Annotated in this window: 20 protein-coding genes and 1 riboswitch; of the genes, 11 read left to right on the top strand and 9 right to left on the bottom strand. The window is 72.6% G+C overall.

Going from position 1 to position 18,004, the window contains the following annotated elements:
- On the bottom strand, window positions 1-842 hold an 842-nt coding region (locus AB0K37_RS31595; protein ID WP_363987210.1), incomplete at its 3' end, for a hypothetical protein.
- An 81-nt stretch (window positions 843-923) separates the two neighbouring features.
- Here AB0K37_RS31595 and AB0K37_RS31590 point away from each other — a divergent pair.
- Complete coding sequence (locus AB0K37_RS31590) at window positions 924-2,024, top strand: PLP-dependent cysteine synthase family protein (protein WP_363987208.1); 1,101 nt, start codon at window positions 924-926, stop codon at window positions 2,022-2,024.
- On the opposite strand, the gene AB0K37_RS31585 is transcribed toward AB0K37_RS31590, so the two are convergent.
- Window positions 2,014-3,312: a M50 family metallopeptidase gene (locus AB0K37_RS31585; RefSeq protein WP_363987206.1), complete on the bottom strand. Its 1,299-nt coding sequence runs from the start codon at window positions 3,310-3,312 to the stop codon at window positions 2,014-2,016. The two genes, AB0K37_RS31590 and AB0K37_RS31585, sit on opposite strands and share 11 nt — an antisense overlap.
- 238 nt (window positions 3,313-3,550) lie before the next feature.
- Between AB0K37_RS31585 and AB0K37_RS31580 the strand changes: the two genes are divergently transcribed.
- The 5 genes from AB0K37_RS31580 (at window position 3,551) to AB0K37_RS31560 (ending at window position 8,759) form a co-directional block, all read left to right on the top strand.
- Window positions 3,551-3,901 (top strand): hypothetical protein, encoded by a 351-nt coding sequence (locus tag AB0K37_RS31580; protein ID WP_363987204.1) that lies wholly within the window; start codon window positions 3,551-3,553, stop codon window positions 3,899-3,901.
- A 359-nt stretch (window positions 3,902-4,260) separates the two neighbouring features.
- Window positions 4,261-4,356, top strand: a riboswitch (glycine riboswitch).
- A 166-nt stretch (window positions 4,357-4,522) separates the two neighbouring features.
- Window positions 4,523-5,617, top strand: coding sequence for a glycine cleavage system aminomethyltransferase GcvT (gene gcvT, locus AB0K37_RS31575; protein WP_363987202.1), 1,095 nt, complete (start codon window positions 4,523-4,525; stop codon window positions 5,615-5,617).
- Between the two features lie 55 nt (window positions 5,618-5,672).
- Window positions 5,673-6,062, top strand: coding sequence for a glycine cleavage system protein GcvH (gene gcvH, locus AB0K37_RS31570; RefSeq protein WP_345184245.1), 390 nt, complete (start codon window positions 5,673-5,675; stop codon window positions 6,060-6,062).
- Window positions 6,059-7,315: a serine hydroxymethyltransferase gene (glyA, locus tag AB0K37_RS31565; RefSeq protein WP_363987200.1), complete on the top strand. Its 1,257-nt coding sequence runs from the start codon at window positions 6,059-6,061 to the stop codon at window positions 7,313-7,315. The genes gcvH and glyA overlap by 4 nt, the downstream gene beginning before the upstream one ends.
- 70 nt (window positions 7,316-7,385) lie before the next feature.
- Window positions 7,386-8,759: an L-serine ammonia-lyase gene (locus AB0K37_RS31560; RefSeq protein ID WP_363987198.1), complete on the top strand. Its 1,374-nt coding sequence runs from the start codon at window positions 7,386-7,388 to the stop codon at window positions 8,757-8,759.
- Between the two features lie 10 nt (window positions 8,760-8,769).
- Here the strand turns inward: AB0K37_RS31560 and AB0K37_RS31555 are convergent, their stop codons facing one another.
- Complete coding sequence (locus tag AB0K37_RS31555) at window positions 8,770-9,231, bottom strand: nuclear transport factor 2 family protein (RefSeq protein WP_363987197.1); 462 nt, start codon at window positions 9,229-9,231, stop codon at window positions 8,770-8,772.
- Window positions 9,232-9,320: 89 nt separating this feature from the next.
- Between AB0K37_RS31555 and AB0K37_RS31550 the strand changes: the two genes are divergently transcribed.
- From AB0K37_RS31550 to AB0K37_RS31535, 4 genes are all read left to right on the top strand, one after another.
- Window positions 9,321-9,896: a TetR/AcrR family transcriptional regulator gene (locus tag AB0K37_RS31550; RefSeq protein WP_363987195.1), complete on the top strand. Its 576-nt coding sequence runs from the start codon at window positions 9,321-9,323 to the stop codon at window positions 9,894-9,896.
- Between the two features lie 35 nt (window positions 9,897-9,931).
- Window positions 9,932-10,681: an SDR family oxidoreductase gene (locus AB0K37_RS31545; protein ID WP_363987193.1), complete on the top strand. Its 750-nt coding sequence runs from the start codon at window positions 9,932-9,934 to the stop codon at window positions 10,679-10,681.
- Between the two features lie 43 nt (window positions 10,682-10,724).
- Complete coding sequence (locus AB0K37_RS31540; RefSeq protein WP_363987191.1) at window positions 10,725-11,102, top strand: MerR family transcriptional regulator; 378 nt, start codon at window positions 10,725-10,727, stop codon at window positions 11,100-11,102.
- A 72-nt stretch (window positions 11,103-11,174) separates the two neighbouring features.
- Complete coding sequence (locus AB0K37_RS31535) at window positions 11,175-11,795, top strand: LysE family translocator (RefSeq protein ID WP_363987189.1); 621 nt, start codon at window positions 11,175-11,177, stop codon at window positions 11,793-11,795.
- Window positions 11,796-11,849: 54 nt separating this feature from the next.
- On the opposite strand, the gene AB0K37_RS31530 is transcribed toward AB0K37_RS31535, so the two are convergent.
- The 5 genes from AB0K37_RS31530 to AB0K37_RS31510 all read right to left on the bottom strand — a co-directional run bounded on the left by AB0K37_RS31530 (window position 11,850) and on the right by AB0K37_RS31510 (window position 16,443).
- Window positions 11,850-12,293, bottom strand: coding sequence for a helix-turn-helix domain-containing protein (locus tag AB0K37_RS31530; RefSeq protein WP_363987187.1), 444 nt, complete (start codon window positions 12,291-12,293; stop codon window positions 11,850-11,852).
- A gap of 39 nt (window positions 12,294-12,332) precedes the next feature.
- The gene (locus AB0K37_RS31525; RefSeq protein WP_363987185.1) at window positions 12,333-13,496 is read right to left on the bottom strand and encodes a thiolase family protein; all 1,164 of its coding nucleotides are present in this window, start codon (window positions 13,494-13,496) and stop codon (window positions 12,333-12,335) included.
- Window positions 13,497-13,876: 380 nt separating this feature from the next.
- A complete protein-coding gene (locus tag AB0K37_RS31520) occupies window positions 13,877-14,038 on the bottom strand; it encodes a hypothetical protein (RefSeq protein ID WP_179278653.1) in 162 nt (53 codons plus the stop codon).
- A gap of 48 nt (window positions 14,039-14,086) precedes the next feature.
- Entirely contained in the window at window positions 14,087-14,758 is a 672-nt protein-coding gene (locus AB0K37_RS31515) for a response regulator (protein ID WP_363987184.1), read from the bottom strand.
- Window positions 14,755-16,443, bottom strand: coding sequence for a sensor histidine kinase (locus AB0K37_RS31510; protein ID WP_363987182.1), 1,689 nt, complete (start codon window positions 16,441-16,443; stop codon window positions 14,755-14,757). The genes AB0K37_RS31515 and AB0K37_RS31510 overlap by 4 nt, the downstream gene beginning before the upstream one ends.
- Before the next feature lie 293 nt (window positions 16,444-16,736).
- Between AB0K37_RS31510 and AB0K37_RS31505 the strand changes: the two genes are divergently transcribed.
- Complete coding sequence (locus AB0K37_RS31505; RefSeq protein WP_363987180.1) at window positions 16,737-17,099, top strand: cation:dicarboxylase symporter family transporter; 363 nt, start codon at window positions 16,737-16,739, stop codon at window positions 17,097-17,099.
- A 52-nt stretch (window positions 17,100-17,151) separates the two neighbouring features.
- Here the strand turns inward: AB0K37_RS31505 and AB0K37_RS31500 are convergent, their stop codons facing one another.
- The gene (locus AB0K37_RS31500) at window positions 17,152-17,715 is read right to left on the bottom strand and encodes a hypothetical protein (RefSeq protein ID WP_363987178.1); all 564 of its coding nucleotides are present in this window, start codon (window positions 17,713-17,715) and stop codon (window positions 17,152-17,154) included.
- Window positions 17,716-18,004: the final 289 nt, after the last annotated feature.

Genomic DNA, 18,004 nt, shown 5'->3' with positions numbered 1-18,004 from the left:
GCCCGGCGCTCGGCGCGGGCGGCGGCGCGGGCCATCCTGCGGCGGCGGGCCCGCTCGGCGACGTCGACGCGGCGCTGGAGCAGTTCGGGCGGGATGAGGTCGTGCCGGCCCGCGATGAACTCCTGCACCCAGATCTTGGCGCGGATGAGCGGCCGCCGGAGCCGCGTCTCGCGCCGGACGGCCCGCTGGTACCGGCGCGAGCCGGGGTCGTAGCGCCAGCGCGACCAGGGCGAGCCGGGCCGCGCCACCCGGATCGCGCCGACGATCAGCAGCGCGGGCATGAACAGGCCGATGAGCCCCGTCCAGATCTTGCCCTTCAGCAGCGTGACCACGGCGAGGACGAGGTTGACGGCGAGGGAGGCGACGTAGACGCGGGTGATCAGCCCGGTGCCGTGGTCGGGCGCGATGCCCTCGTAGCCGAGGGGGCGGATGCCGAGCAGCAGCAGCCCGGTCACCGCCATGGCGACGAACACCGCGTCGACGGACGCGCGGCCCTTCTCCGTCCAGTAGACGTCGCTGAGGTGCAGGATCAGCGCGAACTCGTCCAGGACGAGGGCCGAGCCCATCCCGAACACCACCGCCGCCGCGAGGTCGAGGCCGACGTAGGCGTCCGGGACGGCGAGGCTCGCCACCCCGCCCATCAGCATCAGCACCACGCCGAACACGACGTGGTGGATGTGCACGTCGCCGGCCTTCACGTTCCGGAACCACCAGCGCACGTCCGCGCGGATCAGTCGCACGTTCACCCGCGTCAGCACGAAAGTGACCATGAACGCGACGAAGAAACCGAACAGCGGCAGCCGGCCGGTCGCCACGATGCGTTCGTCGAACATCTCGATCATCTGCCCCCCGCCTCCTCAATGATGCACCGTGACATGCGCCGATATCGTGTGACCCTGCCGACGATCAGGGGGAGAACCGCCATGAGCCGCATCGTGGACCGCTGCGATCCCGGGTACCGGGCGTGGATCGCCGAGGCGATCCGGCTCGTCGACGCCGACGCCAACCGCAGCGCCGACACGCACCTGCACGTTTTCCCGCTGCCCCCGGAGTGGGGCATCGACCTCTACCTGAAGGACGAGTCCGTCCACCCCACGGGTTCGCTGAAACACCGGCTCGCGCGGTCGCTGTTCCTGTACGGGCTGGCCAACGGGTGGATCCGCCAGGACACGACGATCATCGAGGCGTCCAGCGGGTCGACGGCGGTGTCGGAGGCGTACTTCGCGCGGCTGCTCGGCCTGCCGTTCGTCGCGGTCATGCCGGCCACCACCAGCCCGGAGAAGATCCAGCTCATCGAGTTCCACGGCGGCCGCTGCCACCTGGTGGCCGACCCGTCGGCGATCTACGAGGAGTCGCGGCGGCTCGCGGCCGAGTGCGGCGGCCACTTCATGGACCAGTTCACCTTCGCCGAGCGGGCGACGGACTGGCGCGGCAACAACAACATCGCCGAGTCGATCTTCGAGCAGATGCGGCTGGAGCGGTTCCCCGAGCCGTCCTGGATCGTGGTCGGCGCGGGCACGGGCGGGACGTCCGCGACGATCGGCCGGTACGCCCGCTACCGGATGTTCCAGACGCGGCTCGCGGTGGTCGACCCGGAGGGGTCGGCGTTCCACGGCTCGTTCGCCGACGGGGACCCCGAGCGCACCGCGGCGGGCTCGCGGATCGAGGGCATCGGGCGCCCCCGCGTCGAGCCGTCGTTCCTGCCCACGGTGATCGACCGGATGATCCGGGTGCCGGACGCGGCGTCGATCGCGGCGATGCGCTGGACGAGCGAGGTCAGCGGCCGGAGCGTGGGCGGCTCGACCGGCACGAACATGTGGGGCGCGGCCGAGCTGATCGCGCAGATGCGGGCCCGCGGGGAGCGCGGCAGCGTCGTCACGCTCATCTGCGACGGCGCCGAGCGCTACGCGGGCACCTACGGGTCGGACGCGTGGCTGGCGGAGCAGGGCCTCGACATCGCCCCCTACCTCGCCGCGCTGGACGCCTTCCTGAAGACCGGCACGATGCCGGACGTCACCCGGTGACGCGGATCGGGTTGAACAGGTCGGCGTAGATCAGCAGGCCGCCCATGACGATGAGGATGACCGCCATCACGTACGTCACCGGCAGCGCCTTGGCCACGTCCACGTAACCGGGGTCGGGCCTGCGGAAGATCCGGGCGAAGGCCTTCTTGACCGCCTCCAGGAGCGCGCCGGCGATGTGCCCGCCGTCCAGCGGCAGCAGCGGGATGAGGTTGAACAGCCCGACCGCGAGGTTCAGCGAGCCGAGCAGCATCACGAAGAAGGAGACCTTCTGCGTGCCGGTGAAGTCGTCGGACGCGGCGACCTCGCCGCCGATCCGGCTGACGCCGACCACGCCGATCGGCCCGTTGGGGTCGCGCTCCTCGCCGCCGAAGGCCGCGTTCCACACGCCGACCATCTTCTGCGGCATCCGCACCAGGGCGCCGACGGTGCGCGCGGTCAGGTCGCCCATCGTGCTCGCGACCGCGCCCGGCCCCTGCCGCTCGATCCCGCTGGACGGTGTGATGCCGAGGAACCCGACGTTGACGACCTTGTCCTCGTCCTTGAGGTCGTACATCTGGTTGCGGGTGATCGGGACGTTCACCCGCACGTCCCTGCCGTCCCGCCGGACGGTCATCGGGACGGTCTTGCCGCCGTCCTCGCGGATCAGCCGCTGCAACTGCGGATAGTCGTCGATCTTCTCGCCGTCGAACGCGACGATCCGGTCGCCGGCCTGGAGGCCGACCTGCCGCGCGGGCGTCGGCGTCGCGCCCGCCGGGCACGCGGTGACCTTGGCGCTGGCCGGCACCATGCACTCGGCGACCTCCTTGATCACCGGCTGCGGCTGGTTGACGCCGATGCCCATCAGCAGGATCGCGAAGAACATCACCGACAGGAGCAGGTTCATCGCGGGCCCGCCGAACATGATGAGCAGCTTCTGCCACCACTTCTTGGCGTAGAACACGCGGTCCCCGTCGCCGGGCCCGACCTCCTCCAGCGCGGCCCCCCGCGCGGACTCGATCAGCCCCTGCCACGGCCCGGTGCTGATCCGCCGCACCTGCCCGGGCGCGTCGCCCTTGCGCGGCGGCAGCATGCCGATCATGCGGATGTAGCCGCCGAGCGGGATCCACTTGACCCCGTACTCGGTCTCGCCCTTGTGCCTCGACCACATGGTGGGCCCGAACCCGACCATGAACTGCGTGGTCCGCACCCTGAACAGCTTGGCGAAGGAGAAGTGCCCGAGCTCGTGCAGCGCGATGGAGACCAGCAGGCCGAAGAAGAGGATCAACGCTCCAGCCAGGTAGTAGACCATGCGGCGTGCCCTCCGGGTCCGTCCACCCCGCGCACCCGGGGGTGATCTCCGACAACCAGTTCAGAGTACGTTACGGCCCGCGATCCGGTTGAGGCGAACGAAGAAGCGGCCCGTGCCGCAGGCCACTTTGATGCGCGGTGCTAACCCGGCCGCGCATCATTGGCACGAGAGCGCGTATCCGCGAGCAGGGCCGACCGCCCATCATGGGCGCCCCACCCCGGCCACGGAGGTTCTCACCTTGAAGCGCGGTCATGTAGCGGTACTGGCCCTGACGCTGGCCCTGGCCGGCTGCGGCGGCAGCGACGACGGCGGCACCACGACGGGAGCGTCGTCCTCCCCCGCCCCGACCGCCGAGACAAAGGCCCCCTCCACCCCTAACCCCGGCAAGGGCACCGAGACGACGCCCCTCCCTCCAGCCCAGTCGAAGGCGGTCAAAGCCTTCAACGACTGCATGCACGACCAGGGCGTCCAGATGCCGACCCCGAACCCCACAAGGTCCCCCGCCCCCGACGAGCTGAAGAAGATCAGGGCGGCCCTGCAAACCTGCGTGAAGTCCATGTCAGCCCCCGCCACCCCACCCCCACGCTGACGACGAGGGCAGACCACCCCGCACCGCAACCATCGTCCTGAGCCGGAGCCGGGGGAGACCGTCACCTTCACCAAGAAGCGCAACGGTCGAGACGACCCGTACAGAGGGACACCGAAACGGAAGCACCAGCAGCAACCGTCCAACGAGACAACCTCAGCCGCCACCCCCGCCAGCGACGACCTCAACACTCGCGATCGCGTCCGAAGGCAGTTCCGAGCGAAGCAAGGAACTGATCGCGCAGCGAGCCGCAAGGCGAGCCGAAGCGATGCAGCGATCGCACGCGTTTTTTCAGGTCGGGGCCCCCAAGGCCCCGACCTGAAAAAACGCAATGAACACTGCTAGCCTTCTTCGACAGCTGATGATCCCGTGCGGGAGAGTCCCTCGCAGCCGGTGGGGGACGCCGAAGGAGCAAATCCTCCCCGGAACCTCTCAGGCCCACGGACCGCACGGGCCAGGCGACCTCTGGAAAGCGGGGACTCCGGTCCCCCGCCGAAGGTGAAAGCCCGCCGTGCGCGGCGGGTGAAGCTCTCAGGCGCCGATGACAGAGGGGGAGGCACCGATACGCCCGGTGCGCGAGTGGGACGATGGACCATGCGCGCCCGTGACGAAGGAGCCGAGCCCATGTCCGCCGATCCGACCGCGAAGAAGACGCCGCTGCACGACGTCCATGAGGACCTCGGCGCGAATCTCGTCGACTTCGCCGGCTATCTGATGCCGCTGCGCTACGCGAGTGAGACCGCCGAGCACCAGGCCGTCCGCACGGGGGCGGGGCTGTTCGACCTGTCGCACATGGGGGAGATCTTCCTTTCGGGTCCGGGCGCGGGGGCCGCGCTGGACTTCGCGCTGGTCGGGAACCTGTCGCCGATGCCGGTGGGCAAGGCCCGCTACACGATGATCTGCGGGCATGACGGCGGCGTCCTGGACGACCTGATCGTCTACCGGCTCGCGGACGAGACGTGGATGGTGGTGGCGAACGCGGCGAACGCCGCCGTCGTCCGGGAGGCGCTGGTCGAGCGGGCCGCGGGGTTCGAGGCGGCGGTGGACGACCGGTCCGACACGTATGCGCTGATCGCCCTGCAGGGGCCGCGTTCCCAGGGGATTCTCGAAGGGTTCACGGACGCGCCGCTGGGGGACCTGAAGTACTACGCGATTCTGGCGGGGCGGGTCGCGGGAGTGGACGCGCTGGTCGCCCGCACGGGGTACACGGGCGAGGACGGGTTCGAGCTGTTCGTGGACGCGTCCGACGCGGTCCGGTTGTGGGGGGCGCTCGCCGCGGTGGAGGGGGTCGTCCCGGCGGGGCTTTCGGCGCGCGACACGCTGCGCCTGGAGGCGGGGATGCCGCTGTACGGGAACGAGCTGACGGCCGAGACGACGCCGTTCGAGGCGGGCCTCGGCCGGGTGGTGAAGCTGGACAAGCCAGCCGATTTCGTGGGTAAGGCCGCCCTGGCGGCGCAGGCGCAGACGCCGCCGGGCCGTAGGCTCGTGGGACTGGTCGCGCGGGGGCGTCGCGCGCCTCGCAAGGGGTACCAGGTCGTCACGTCCGGCGGCGCGCCGTGCGGAATCGTGACGAGCGGCGCCCCGTCGCCCACACTGGGCACGCCGATCGCCATGGCGTACCTCGACAGCGGCGTCGAGGAGGCGGGCCTCGCCGTGGACGTCCGCGGCCGGCACGAGCCGGTGGACGTGGTGGCCCTGCCGTTCTACAAGCGTTCCTGAACAAGTTGTCCGGCGGTGTGGGGCGCGCCCCCACAGTGGAAAGAGAGAAGTGATCGTGAGCGTTCCGGAGGAGCTCCGCTACAGCGAGGAGCACGAGTGGGTGTCGGGCCTCGGTGGCGAGGACGGCATCGTCACGGTCGGCATCACCGCGCACGCCGCCGACGCCCTCGGTGAGATCGTCTACATCGAGCTGCAGCCGTCGGAGGGCGACACCGTCGAGGCGGGCGAGCCGTGCGGCGAGGTGGAGTCGACCAAGTCGGTCAGCGACGTCTACTCCCCCGTCAGCGGCGAGATCACCGCGATCAACAGCGCGGTGGTGGACGAGCCGAAGGTCATCAACGACGACCCGTACGGCGAGGGCTGGATCTTCAAGGTGCGGATCTCGGAGGAGCCGGGCGACCTGCTCGACTCCGCCGCCTACGACAAGCTGATCGAGGAATCATGAGTTTGAACGACTCCCTCGCGACGGCCGATCCGGAGGTCGCCGAGGCCGTCGCCGCGGAGCTGCGCCGCCAGCAGGGCACCCTGGAGATGATCGCGTCGGAGAACTTCGCGCCGGTCTCGGTGCTGGAGGCGCAGGGGTCGGTCCTGACGAACAAGTACGCCGAGGGGTACCCGGGCCGCCGGTACTACGGCGGCTGCGAGTTCGTCGACGTCACCGAGCAGCTCGCGATCGACCGGGCCAAGGCGCTGTTCGGCGCCGAGCACGCGAACGTCCAGCCGCACAGCGGGGCGCAGGCGAACACGGCGGTGTACTTCGCGCTGCTCCAGCACGGCGACACGATCCTCGGCCTCGACCTCGCGCACGGCGGGCATCTCACGCACGGGATGCGGTTGAACTACTCCGGCAAGGTGCTGAACGTGGTGCCGTACCACGTCCGCGCCGAGGACGGCCTGGTCGACATGGACGAGGTGGCCTCGCTCGCGGCCGAGCACCGGCCGAAGATGATCGTGGCGGGATGGTCGGCGTATCCGCGTCAGCTCGACTTCGCCGCGTTCCGGCGGATCGCCGACTCGGTCGGGGCGCTGCTCATGGTCGACATGGCGCACTTCGCGGGCCTGGTGGCGGCGGGGCTGCACCCCTCGCCGGTCCCGCACGCCGACATCGTGACGACCACGACGCACAAGACGCTCGGGGGTCCCCGCGGCGGGCTGATCCTCGCCCGCGAGGAGTACGGCAAGAAGATCAACTCCGCGGTGTTCCCCGGTATGCAAGGCGGCCCGCTGGAGCACGTGATCGCCGCCAAGGCCGTCGCCCTGAAGATCGCCGCGTCGGAGGAGTTCCGGGCCCGGCAGGCGGCGACGGTGGAGGGCGCGAAGCTGCTCGCCGAGCGCCTGCTCGCCGAGGACTCCGCCAAGGCCGGCGTCAAGGTGCTGACCGGCGGGACGGACGTCCACCTCGTGCTGGTCGACCTGGTGGACTCCGAGCTCACCGGGCGCGACGCCGAGGACCGCCTGCACGACATCGGCATCACGGTCAACCGCAACGCGGTGCCGAACGACCCGCGCCCGCCGATGGTGACGTCCGGTCTGCGGATCGGCACCCCGGCCCTCGCGACCCGCGGCTTCACCGCCGAGGACTTCGCCGAGGTCGCGGACGTGATCGCGCTGGCGCTGCAGCCGTCCTTCGACCGGGACGGGCTCGCCGCGCGGGTGAAGGCGCTGGCGGACAAGCACCCCCTGTACCCGAACCTGTGACGTTCCGGCGTCCCCTCCCCTCGCGGGGCTCCCCTGAAGGGGGAGGGGGCGCGGCTACAACGAGGTAGCTATGGCCATCAGCGTTTTCGACCTGTTCAAGATCGGTATCGGTCCGTCGTCCTCCCACACGGGGGGTCCGATGGCCGCGGCGCACCGGTTCGCCCGGGGGCTCCAGCGCGACGGGCTGCTGGAGAAGACGGCGTCCGTCGCGGTCACCCTCTACGGGTCGCTCGGCCTCACCGGCAAGGGCCACGGCTCCGACAAGGCCGTCATCCTCGGTCTCGAAGGCGACAAGCCCGAACTCGTCGACGTCGACCTGGTGGACGAGCGGCTCGCCGCGATCCGCGAGCGCGGGGCCCTGCGGCTGTTCGGCGACCACGACATCCCGTTCGTGGTCAACGAGCACCTGGTCTTCGAGCGCAAGGAGTCGCTGCCCGGCCATCCCAACGGGATGCGGTTCACGGCCCTGGACGGCTCCGGCGAGGAGCTGCGCGCGAAGGTGTACTACTCCGTCGGCGGCGGGTTCATCCTGGACGAGAACGCCACCGGCGCCGACCGCATCAAGCCCGACGACACCGTCCTGCCGCACCCCTTCGACACGGCCGCCGAGCTGCTGGAGCGCTGCCGGGAGACGGGCCTGTCGATCTCGGCGCTGATGCTGGAGAACGAGAAGGCGTTCGGCCGCGACGCCTCCGAGATCCACGACGGCCTGCTCGAACTCTGGCACGTCATGCGGGCGTGCGTGACCCGCGGCTGCACCCGCGAGGGACTCCTGCCGGGCGGGCTCAAGGTGCGCCGCCGCGCTCCCCAGCTGCACCGCCAGCTGTCCGCGGAGAAGGCGGCCGACCCGCTCCACGCGATGGACTGGATCACCCTGTTCGCGCTGGCCGTCAACGAGGAGAACGCGGCGGGCGGGCGCATCGTCACCGCCCCGACCAACGGCGCCGCGGGCATCATCCCGGCCGTCCTGCACTACTACGACCGGTTCATCCCGGGGCGTGACGACGAGGGCGTCGTGCGGTTCCTGCTGACCGCCGGGGCGATCGGCGTGCTGTTCAAGCAGAACGCCTCCATCTCCGGGGCCGAGGTGGGCTGCCAGGGCGAGGTCGGCTCGGCCTGCTCGATGGCCGCCGCCGGGCTCACCGAGGTCCTCGGCGGAACCCCCGAGCAGGTGGAGAACGCCGCCGAGATCGGCATCGAGCACAACCTCGGCCTGACCTGCGACCCGGTCGGCGGGCTGGTCCAGGTTCCCTGCATCGAGCGCAACGCCGTCGGCGCCGTGAAGGCCATCAGCGCCGCCCGGATCTCGCTGCGCGGCGACGGCCGCCACTTCGTCTCCCTCGACAAGGCCATCAAGACCATGCGCGACACGGGCCGCGACATGCTCGACAAGTACAAGGAGACCTCGCGCGGCGGCCTCGCCGTCAACGTCATCGAGTGCTGAGCTCGGCCCGCTACCGGAGCGGGATGTCGAGGCCGTGCTCGTCGGCGGGGCGCGGGCCGCGGATGCGCCGGTCGGCCTCGCCGATCGCGACGTCGTTGATGCTCGCCTCCCGCCGCCGCATCAGGCCGCGCTCGTCGAACTCCCACAGTTCGTTGCCGTAGCTGCGCCACCACTGTCCGCCGGCGTCGTGCCACTCGTACTGGAACCGGACGGCCATGCGGTTCTCGCGGAACCCCCACAGGCTCTTGCGCAGCGCGTAGTCGAGCTCCCGCTCCCACTTCGCCGTCAGGAAGGCGATGATCTCCTCCCGTCCGGTGACGAACTGGTCCCTGTTCCGCCAGACAGAGTCGGGCGTGTAGGCGAGCGCCACCCGCTGCGGGTCACGGGTGTTCCACGCGTCCTCGGCCGCCTGGACCTTCTGCTTCGCGGTCTCCAGGGTGAACGGCGGGTAGGGCGGACGGTCCTCGGTCACAGCGGCCTCCTCAGGTTGAGAACGAGCGTTCTCCATCTCTGCCGCTAAGGTAGGGAACGATCGTTCTCAACGTCAAGTCAGGAGCGCCGATGCCGGCCGCGATCACCGAGGAGCAGCAGGACCGGGACCGCCGGGCCCTGCTGGACGTCGCCGAGCGCCTCTTCTACCGGCAGGGCGTCCAGGCGGTGGGCATGGACGAGCTGCGGACCGTGTCCGGGCTGCCGCTCAAGCGCATCTACCGGCTCTTCCCCACGAAGGAGGCCCTCGTCGTCGCGATGCTGGACCGCCGCGACCGCCGCTGGCGCGCGAGCCTGGCCGCCCACCTGGACGCGGAGCCCGACCCCCGGCGGCGCGTCCTCGCCCTGTTCGACTGGCTCGGCGCGTGGTTCGCCGAGCCCGGCTTCCGCGGCTGCGCCTGGGTCAACGCTCACGGGGAGCTCGGCTCGTCCTCCCCGGCGGTCGCGGACGCGGCGCGAGCCCACAAGCGGGCCTTCCACGACCAGGTCGTCGCCCTGGTCTCCCCCGTCGACGAGTCCGCAGCCGAACCCGTCTACCTGCTCGCCGAGGGCGCCATCGTCGTCGCCGGAATCCAGGGCGACCCCACCGCCGCCGCCCGCGCCCGGACCGGCGCCCGCCTTCTCCTGGAAAGGGCCGGCCGGGCTTGACCCTGCCGCTGGCGGCAGGGTTCCAGGCTCGGGGCATGGAGACGAATTCGGAGGACAGGGTCGTCCTGGTCACCGGCGCGGGCACCGGGATCGGACGCGCCACGGCACGCATGTTCGCGGCGGAGGGCGCCCGCGTGGTGGCCGTCGGGCGGCGGCCCGGACCGCTGGCCGAGACCGCGGACGGGCATCCCGGCATCGAGCCGCTCGCCGCCGACATCACCGGCGACGGCGCCGCCGCGGAGATCGTGCGCAGGGTGACGGACGCGCACGGACGGCTGGACGTGCTGGTCAACAACGCGGCGATCGTCCGGAGCGGGGCCCTGGAGAGCCTCACCCCGCAGACGCTCGCGCCGCAGCTCGCGACGAACCTGGTGGCGCCCCTCCTGCTGACCCAGGCGGCGCTGCCCGCGCTGGACGGCGGCGGGGTCGTCGTCAACGTCAGCACGTCCGTCGGGCAGCGGGGCTGGCCGGGCAACGCGTTCTACGCGGCCACGAAGTCGGCGCTGGAGACGCTCACGCGCAGCTGGGCCCTGGAGCTCGCGCCCCGCGGCATCCGCGTGGCCGCCGTGGCTCCCGGAGCGATCGCCACCCCGATGGGCGAGCACCAGGGCCTCTCCGCCGAGCGCCTCGCGGCGCTCCGGCGGTGGCAGATCGAGCACACCCCGCTCGGCCGCATCGGGCGCCCCGAGGAGGTCGCGTGGGCGATCACGCGCCTGGCCTCGCCCGATGCCTCGTTCGTCACCGGAGTCGTCCTCGCGGTGGACGGGGGCGCGGTGGTCGGCTGAGCGCCGGCGGGCCCGCCGCCTGGTAGAACGAGGGGCGGAGGTGGTGGCGGTGCGGATCGGCGAGCTGGCGCGGATCACCGGGACGACGCCGCGCGCGCTGCGGCACTACGAGGAGGCGGGCCTGATCACGTCGCGCCGGGCGGGCAACGGGTACCGGATCTACGACGAGGGCGCGGCCGTGCGGGTCCGCAACATCCGGGAGCTGCTCGCCGTCGGCCTCACCCTCGACGACGTGCGCGCGTTCTCGGTCTGCCTGGACGGCGATGTGGCGGCCTCGCCCCCGTCCGAGAAGGGGCTCCGGGTCGCCCTGGACCGCCTCGCCGTCCTCGACGCGCGCATCACCGCCCAGACCGAGGCCCGCGACCGCCTCGCCACCGCCCTGGCCCGGGCGGCCGGGGGACGCCCCGCATCGGCCCGCTGACCGCACGATCTCCGGCAGCCCGCCCAGGTCAGCAGGTTCCGCCCACGCCGGGAACCATGTGATGATCGCGACATGCCGATCGATTCTCACCTGCTCGCGGTCTTCTTCGTGACCTCGATCATCGCCATGGTGATCCCCGGTCCCGACATGCTGTTCATCCTCGGATGCGGCATGCGGGGCGGGCCGCGCGCGGGGCTGCTCGCCACGGCCGGGGTCGCGACGAGCGAGGCGGTGCACGTCGCCGTGGCCGCGGCGGGGCTGGCCGCGCTCTTCGCGGCGGTGCCGGTCGCGTTCACGGTGGTCCGGGTCGCCGGGGCCGCCTACCTGATCTATCTGGGCGTCCAGACCCTGCGGCACCGCAGGGACGTGGAGGCGGAACCGGCCGGGGTCTCGGGGCGGCGGGCGTATCTCAACGGACTGCTGACCAACCTGCTCAACCCGAAGATGGTCACCTTCACCATCGCGTTCCTGCCCCAGTTCATCGATCCCGGCCTCGGGCACGTGTGGGCGCAGTTCGCGATCCTCGGCGCCATCCTCATCGCGCTGGAGTTCCTCGTGGACGGCACGGTCGGCGTCCTCGCGGGCCGCATCGGGGACTGGCTGCGCCGTCGGCACACCGCCCGCAGGCGGCTCAACGCCACCGTCGGCACCCTGTTCATCGGCCTCGGCATCCGCCTGGCCGCCGAGCGATGAGCGTCCCCTGAGCCGCACGCCCGCCCGGCCGCGCGCCGCCGGTCGCGGGCGGGGTCAGGGGCGGGCGCCCCGGCCGATGGGGGAATGGGCGCCTTGGCGGGCCTCGTTGCCGCAGTGGCGGCAGACCACCTGGGGGCTGACCGTCTCGCCGCAGGAGTGCTGCCACCGGACGGGCGGGTCGTCCGGGTGCAGGTGCCGGTCTCCCCAGGCCATCAGCACGAGCAGGACGTCGCACAGCTCCACGCCGGCGGGCGTGAGGCGGTACTCGTGGCGCACCGGGTGGTCGCTGTAGCGCTCGCGGCGGATGACGCCGCCCGCCTCCAGCTTGCGGAGGCGGGCGGTGAGGATGTCGCGGGACGCGCCGGTGTTGCGGACGATCTGGTCGAAGCGCCGCACCCCGTAGCTCAGCTCCCGGATCGCCAGCAGGCTCCAGCGCTCGCCGACCAGGTCCAGGGTGTCGGCGATCGAGCACTCGCGCGGGTCGGCGTCCTTCGGCATACCGGGAAGCCTAGCCGCCGGACCTGGCCCGACCGCCCGTCAGAGCCGCTCCACGACGGTGGCGTTGGCCAGTCCGCCCGCCTCGCACATGGTCTGGAGGCCGAACCTGCCGCCGCGGTCCTCCAGGGCGTGCAGCAGGGTCGTCATGAGGCGGGCGCCGCTCGCGCCGAGCGGGTGGCCGATCGCGATCGCGCCGCCGCGCACGTTGACGCGCGCGAGGTCGGCGCCGGTCTCGCGCGCCCACGCCAGGACGACCGGGGCGAACGCCTCGTTCACCTCGAACAGATCGATGTCGTCCAGGGTGAGGCCGCCGCGCTCCAGCACCTTCGCGGTCGCGGGGATGATCGCGGTGAGCATGAGCAGGGGGTCGTCGCCGGTCACGGCGAAGGCGTGGAAGCGGGCGCGCGGGCGCAGGCCGAGCCGCGCGGCGACGTCGGCGCCCATGACGAGGACGGCGGCGGCGCCGTCGTTGACCGGGGAGGCGTTGCCCGCGGTGATCTTCCAGCCGATCTCGGGGAACCGCTCGGCCATGCGCTCGTCGTGGTAGGCGGGCCGCAGGCCGGCGAGGATCTCCGGCGACGTCGCCGGGCGGACGGTCTCGTCCCGCTGCCCCGGCCAGGCGACCTCCCGGTCGAACTCGCCGTTCTTCCACGCCTCGGCGGCGCGGCGGTGGGACTCGGCGGCGTAGGCGTCGAGCTCCTCACGCGACAGGTTCCAGCGCGCGGCGATCAGCTCGGCGCTGATGCCCTGGCCGACGAGCCCGCCCGGGTAGCGCTCGGGGAGCAGCGTCCCGAACGGGTCGCTGCCCGGCAGGACGCTCGACCCCATCGGCACCCGCGACATCGACTCGACCCCGCACGCGATGGCGATGTCGTAGGCGCCGCTCTGCACGCCCTGCGCCGCGATGTGCAGCGCCTGCTGGGACGAGCCGCACTGCCGGTCGACCGTCATGGCGGGGACGCTCTCGGGGAACCCCGCGGCGAGGACGGCCGTGCGGGTGATGTTGAGCGCCTGGTCTCCGGCCTGGGTGACCACGCCGCCGATCACGTCGTCCACGGCCCCCGGGTCGATGCCCGCCCGCTCGACCAGGGACGCCAGCGTCCGCGCCAGCAGGTCGGCCGGGTGGTCGCCGTGCAGGACCCCGTTGGCCTTGCCCTTGCCCAGCGGCGTGCGCACCGCCTCCACGATCACCGCGTCCCGCATGGACCCCACCTCCGTTGTATTTTCCAACTCACTCGCGCAGTATCCGCTCGACGAGCCGGAGAGCACAATCCGCTTCGACAGTGAGTTGGATAACACAACCCACCAGACGAAGACCCGGAGGCCGTAGCCGATCGCTACCGCCCCCGGGTCTTCGGGCCGCTCAGCGGGAGGGGCCCGTGCCGTGGTCCGTCTCTACCCTCCATGCGTCGAAGAGCCCCTCGGTGGAGCCGCCCGAGTGTCGTCGGTCGGACAAGCGCGCCTCCTCGTTCTCCTCGACTTTCGCGTTCTCTTCGGACGTTAGCCCCATAAGCCGACATAGACCCAAAATGGGAGCCCAAGCCGTCGTCAAGCATCGGGGCCGCCCCCTCCCGACGCGACGTCTAGCCCTTGTACATCTCCCGCATCTTGCGAGCGGCGTCGCCCGGTTTCCGCTTCGGCCCCTTGCCCGTGGCCTCCTCGCCGCGGCGCGGCCGCTTCTCGCGCTCCGGTTCGGACTCCGCCTTGCCCGTGGGCTTACCGGGCTTGCCAGGCTTGTCGTTCACGACAACTCCCCCGATGTCGTTCCAACTGTCGGTCCATAGGTACCCCGTCTAACGGGGATAGAAGCGCACCTCAGGACGGCCGACCTGGCCGTAGTGGGGCCGGCGGTCGGCCAGCCCGTTCTCCGCCAGATACTCCAGATAGCGGCGCGCGGTGACCCGGGAGACGCCGGTGAGGTCGGCGGCAGCGGCGGCGGACAGGCCCTCGGCCGCGGACTCCAGCACGCCGGTGACGGCCTGGAGCGTCTCCCCGCTCATCCCCTTGGGCAGCGCGTGGTGGTCGGGGGTGCGGAGCGTGGCGAGCATCCCGTCCACGTCCGCCTGCCCGCTGACCTCCCCCGAGCCCACCGCCTGCTCCCGGAACCGCGCGTACCGGACGAGCTTGTCGCGCAGCGACGCGAAGGTGAACGGTTTCAGCAGGTACTGGACGATGCCGACCGCCACGGCGGTGCGGATCACCGCGAGGTCCCGCGCGGACGTCACGGCGATGACGTCCACGTCCCGTCCCCCGGCGCGCAGCGCGCGGCAGACGGTGAGGCCGTGGGTGTCCGGGAGGTAGAAGTCCAGCAGGACGACGTCGACCTGCGTCCGCTCGCAGAACCGGAGCGCGTCCGCCCCCGAGTGCACGACCCCGGCGACCGTGAACCCGGCGACCCGCTCGACGTAGGTCCTGTGCGCCTCCGCCGCCACCGGGTCGTCCTCGACCACCAGCACCCTGATCACAGCTCGCCCCCCTCGGGCCCGGCCCCGGCGGCCCGCCCCGGCAGGGGCAGCCGGACGGTGAACACGGCGCCGCGGCCGGGGCCGGCCGCGGCCACCCGCACGTCACCGCCGTTGCGGCGGACGGCCTGGCCGACCAGGGCGAGGCCGAGGCCGTGCCCGACCGCGCCGCCGGACGTCTTCGTCGTCCAGCCGCGCCGGAACATCGCGGGCACGGCGGCGGGGTCCACGCCCCGCCCGCTGTCGGACACCTCCAGCACGAGCGCCCCGTCCTCCACGCGGGCGCCGACGCCGACGCGCGGCGGCCGGGCGGCGGCGCCCTCGATGGCGGCGTCGACCGCGTTGTCGATGAGGTTCCCGAGGATCGTGACCAGGTCCCGCGGCTCGATCGCGCCCTCGATCACGGTGTCCTCGCCGATCACGAGCTCCACGCCGCGCTCCCCCGCCTCGGCGGACTTGCCGAGCAGCAGCGCGGCCAGCACCGGCTCGCCGACCGAGCCGACGACCCGGTCGGTGAGCCGCTGCGCGCTCGCCAGCTCGGCGGTCGCGAACTCCACGGCCTGCGCGGGACGGCCCAGCTCCACCAGCGACACCACCGTGTGCAGGCGGTTCGCGGCCTCGTGCGCCTGCGAGCGCAGCGACTCGGCGAACCCGCGCACCGTGTCCAGCTCGCCCGTCAGCGCCTGCAGCTCGGTGTGGTCCCGCAGGGTGACGACGTTGCCCATCACCCGGTCCCGCGACCGGACGGGCGAGGTGTTCACCACGAGCACCCGCGTGTCCCCCACATGGATCTCGTCCGACCGCGGCTCGGCCGACACCAGCGTCGCCACCAGCTCCTCCGGCAACCCCAGCTCCGCGACGTCCCGCCCCTGCGGCTCCCCCCGGGCCCGCCCGGGAATCGCGGCGGACGGGAAGGGGCCGTGGGGGGCGTCGAGGTCGAGGAGGTGCCTCGCGGCGTCGTTGCAGAGGACGATGCGGCCGGTGCGGTCGAGGATGAGGAGTCCTTCGCGGACGGCGTGCAGGATCGCCTCGTAGTACTCGAACATGCCGCGCAGCTCGTCGGGGGCGACGCCGCGGGTCTGGCGGCGCAGGCGGGCGGAGACGAGGTAGCTGCCGGCCATCCCGACGGCGAGGACCGCCCCGGCGACGGCGCCGAGGGCCAGCAGGCGCTGGCGGAGCTCCGCCGAGATCGCCTTGACCGTGATGCCGACCGCGACCAGGGCCACCACGCGGCGGTCCTCGCCGAAGACGGGCGCGACGGTGCGCACGGACGGCCCGAGCGTGCCGGTGTAGGTCTCGGTGAACGTCCGTCCGGCGAGCGCGGGGGCGGTGTTGCCGACGAACGTCCCGCCGATGCGCGCGGGGTTCGGGTGCGTGTAGCGGATCCCGGCCGGGCTCATGATCGTGATGAAGTCGACGCCGGTGTCGTGCCGGACGCGTTCGGCGTAGGGCTGCAGGAGGCGGCTCGGGTCCGGGTCGGCCAGCGCGGCCCGGACGGTCGGGGCGTCGGCGATGCTCGCCGCGACCGCCGAGACCGTCTGGGCGGCGCTGTCGTCCACGGCCCGGCCGGAGTCGAGGAAGGCCAGCGCCGCGCCGGCCGCCACGAGGAGCCCGACGATCGCCGCCTGGAGCACGAGCAGCTGCCGGGCCAGGCTCCAGCGGCCCGGCGCCGCCCATCGAGGACGCACTCCCGCCCCTCCCCCTCGCATCTCGCCGTCACCACATCGCACCTTGCCGTGAACGAAATGTACACAAGGGTGACCCCGGTCACAGAACCGCGCATAGTCGCGTGGGGACAGACTCCCAGCCCCCGCCCGACCTGCGAGCTCACCTCCAGAGCGGCGCCCACGGTGTGCATGCTCCGGCTCCGGCCGGAGGATGGGCGCCGCCGCGGGGCGGCGGCCCGCCCGCGGATCCGACCGGACCGGGCGGGCGCCGCCCCTCGCACCGGCGCCGGGGTCCTGAGCCGAGGAGGTCCCCTGTGGCCCCGTCCGCCTCCCCGCCGGCGCGCACCCGCGTCCACCACCTGTACCTCGCCGTCGTCGCCGCCGTGGTGGCGGGGGCCGTGGTCGGCCTCGCCGCGCCGGACTTCGCGCAGGAGCTGAAGCCGATCGGCACCGCCTTCGTCGACCTGATCAAGATGATGATCTCGCCGATCATCTTCTGCACGATCGTCCTCGGCATCGGCTCGGTCGCCAGAGCGGCCGAGGTCGGCCGGGCAGGTGCTGCAGGCGCTGCTCGTCGCGCTGCTCACCGGTTCGCGCTCCAGGGGCTCGGTCCGGCCGCCGAGCCGTCCGGTTCGCGGAGGGTTCCAATCCCCGCGCCCGGCGGCGCGCCCGCCTAGAGGCCCGGCCGCCCGGCGCCGCGCGTCCCCGCTCCGGCGCCGGGCGGCCGTCTCAGGCGGACTCGGGCTGCGGACGGCGCCTGCGGGGCCGCTCGACCTCCGGCCGGAAGCGGATCACCACCGGGAGGTCGGGCATGCCGACCGCGCGGCGGTACCGCTCGACCGGGCCCGCGCCCAGTTCGCCGTACACCTCGCTCACGAGGGTGTCGCCCGCGCAGGACACGTTCAGCCGCAGGCGCGGCCGGTCGGCCGTCCCGGTGAGGCGGGCGCGGGCGTCCTGGACGCCGGGCAGCCCGCGCGCGTCCCGGTGCAGGACGTCGGCGGCGGCGCGGGCCCGGGCGCGGGTCTCGGGGTCGAGGTCGGGCCACCGCTGGTGGACGACGGCCCGCACCTGGAGGACCAGCCACAGCTGGCCGGCGAGCGCGAGCACCTCCGCGGCGCCCGCCGCGGCCGGCAGGAACCAGCCGGTCTCCCGGGTGAAGCGCGCCAGCGCGGGGTCGAGCAGCGGCCGCCCCGACAGGGCGCCGAACGCGTCGAAGGCGCCGAGGCCGAGGGCGAGGCCGGCCGCGCCGGCCAGCAGCAGCACGGCCCCGGTCACCGCGATCGCGATCCTCATCGTCAGTCCTTCCGTCGGCACCGTCTGTCCTTGCGCAGCACTGCCGGACCTCCCGCGGGCATGGGCGGCCCTCCCGCCGGCACCTCAGTCCTTCCGCCAGCCGAGGCGGACGTCGACCGGCGGGCGGCGCATCGGCTCGATCCGGTCCAGGCGCGCGTCGACCGCGGCGTGGACGAGGTCGGCGAGGTTCGCCTGTCAAGCATCTCGTGGGACTAGACATGGTCACAGCTTCGGCGACGTCGGCGACCGTACTTGGCCCGTGAGGAGCACGCCGCCCAGCCGTCTTACA

The organism is Actinomadura sp. NPDC049753, from assembly GCF_040674655.1.
GTDB lineage: Bacteria > Actinomycetota > Actinomycetes > Streptosporangiales > Streptosporangiaceae > Spirillospora > Spirillospora verrucosospora.
Note: the sequence above shows the minus strand (reverse complement) of the source record. Positions and strands in the feature narration are given on the sequence as shown.

Bases quoted from the DNA above. Each gene is read 5' to 3' on its own strand.
- AB0K37_RS31590 (WP_363987208.1), top strand. From the start codon at position 924: ATGAGCCGCATCGTGGACCGCTGCGATCCCGGGTACCGGGCGTGGATC.
- AB0K37_RS31585 (WP_363987206.1), bottom strand. From the start codon at position 3,312: ATGGTCTACTACCTGGCTGGAGCGTTGATCCTCTTCTTCGGCCTGCTG.
- gcvT (WP_363987202.1), top strand. From the start codon at position 4,523: ATGTCCGCCGATCCGACCGCGAAGAAGACGCCGCTGCACGACGTCCAT.
- glyA (WP_363987200.1), top strand. From the start codon at position 6,059: ATGAGTTTGAACGACTCCCTCGCGACGGCCGATCCGGAGGTCGCCGAG.
- AB0K37_RS31560 (WP_363987198.1), top strand. From the start codon at position 7,386: ATGGCCATCAGCGTTTTCGACCTGTTCAAGATCGGTATCGGTCCGTCG.
- AB0K37_RS31550 (WP_363987195.1), top strand. From the start codon at position 9,321: ATGCCGGCCGCGATCACCGAGGAGCAGCAGGACCGGGACCGCCGGGCC.
- AB0K37_RS31545 (WP_363987193.1), top strand. From the start codon at position 9,932: ATGGAGACGAATTCGGAGGACAGGGTCGTCCTGGTCACCGGCGCGGGC.
- AB0K37_RS31535 (WP_363987189.1), top strand. From the start codon at position 11,175: ATGCCGATCGATTCTCACCTGCTCGCGGTCTTCTTCGTGACCTCGATC.
- AB0K37_RS31530 (WP_363987187.1), bottom strand. From the start codon at position 12,293: ATGCCGAAGGACGCCGACCCGCGCGAGTGCTCGATCGCCGACACCCTG.
- AB0K37_RS31525 (WP_363987185.1), bottom strand. From the start codon at position 13,496: ATGCGGGACGCGGTGATCGTGGAGGCGGTGCGCACGCCGCTGGGCAAG.
- AB0K37_RS31500 (WP_363987178.1), bottom strand. From the start codon at position 17,715: ATGAGGATCGCGATCGCGGTGACCGGGGCCGTGCTGCTGCTGGCCGGC.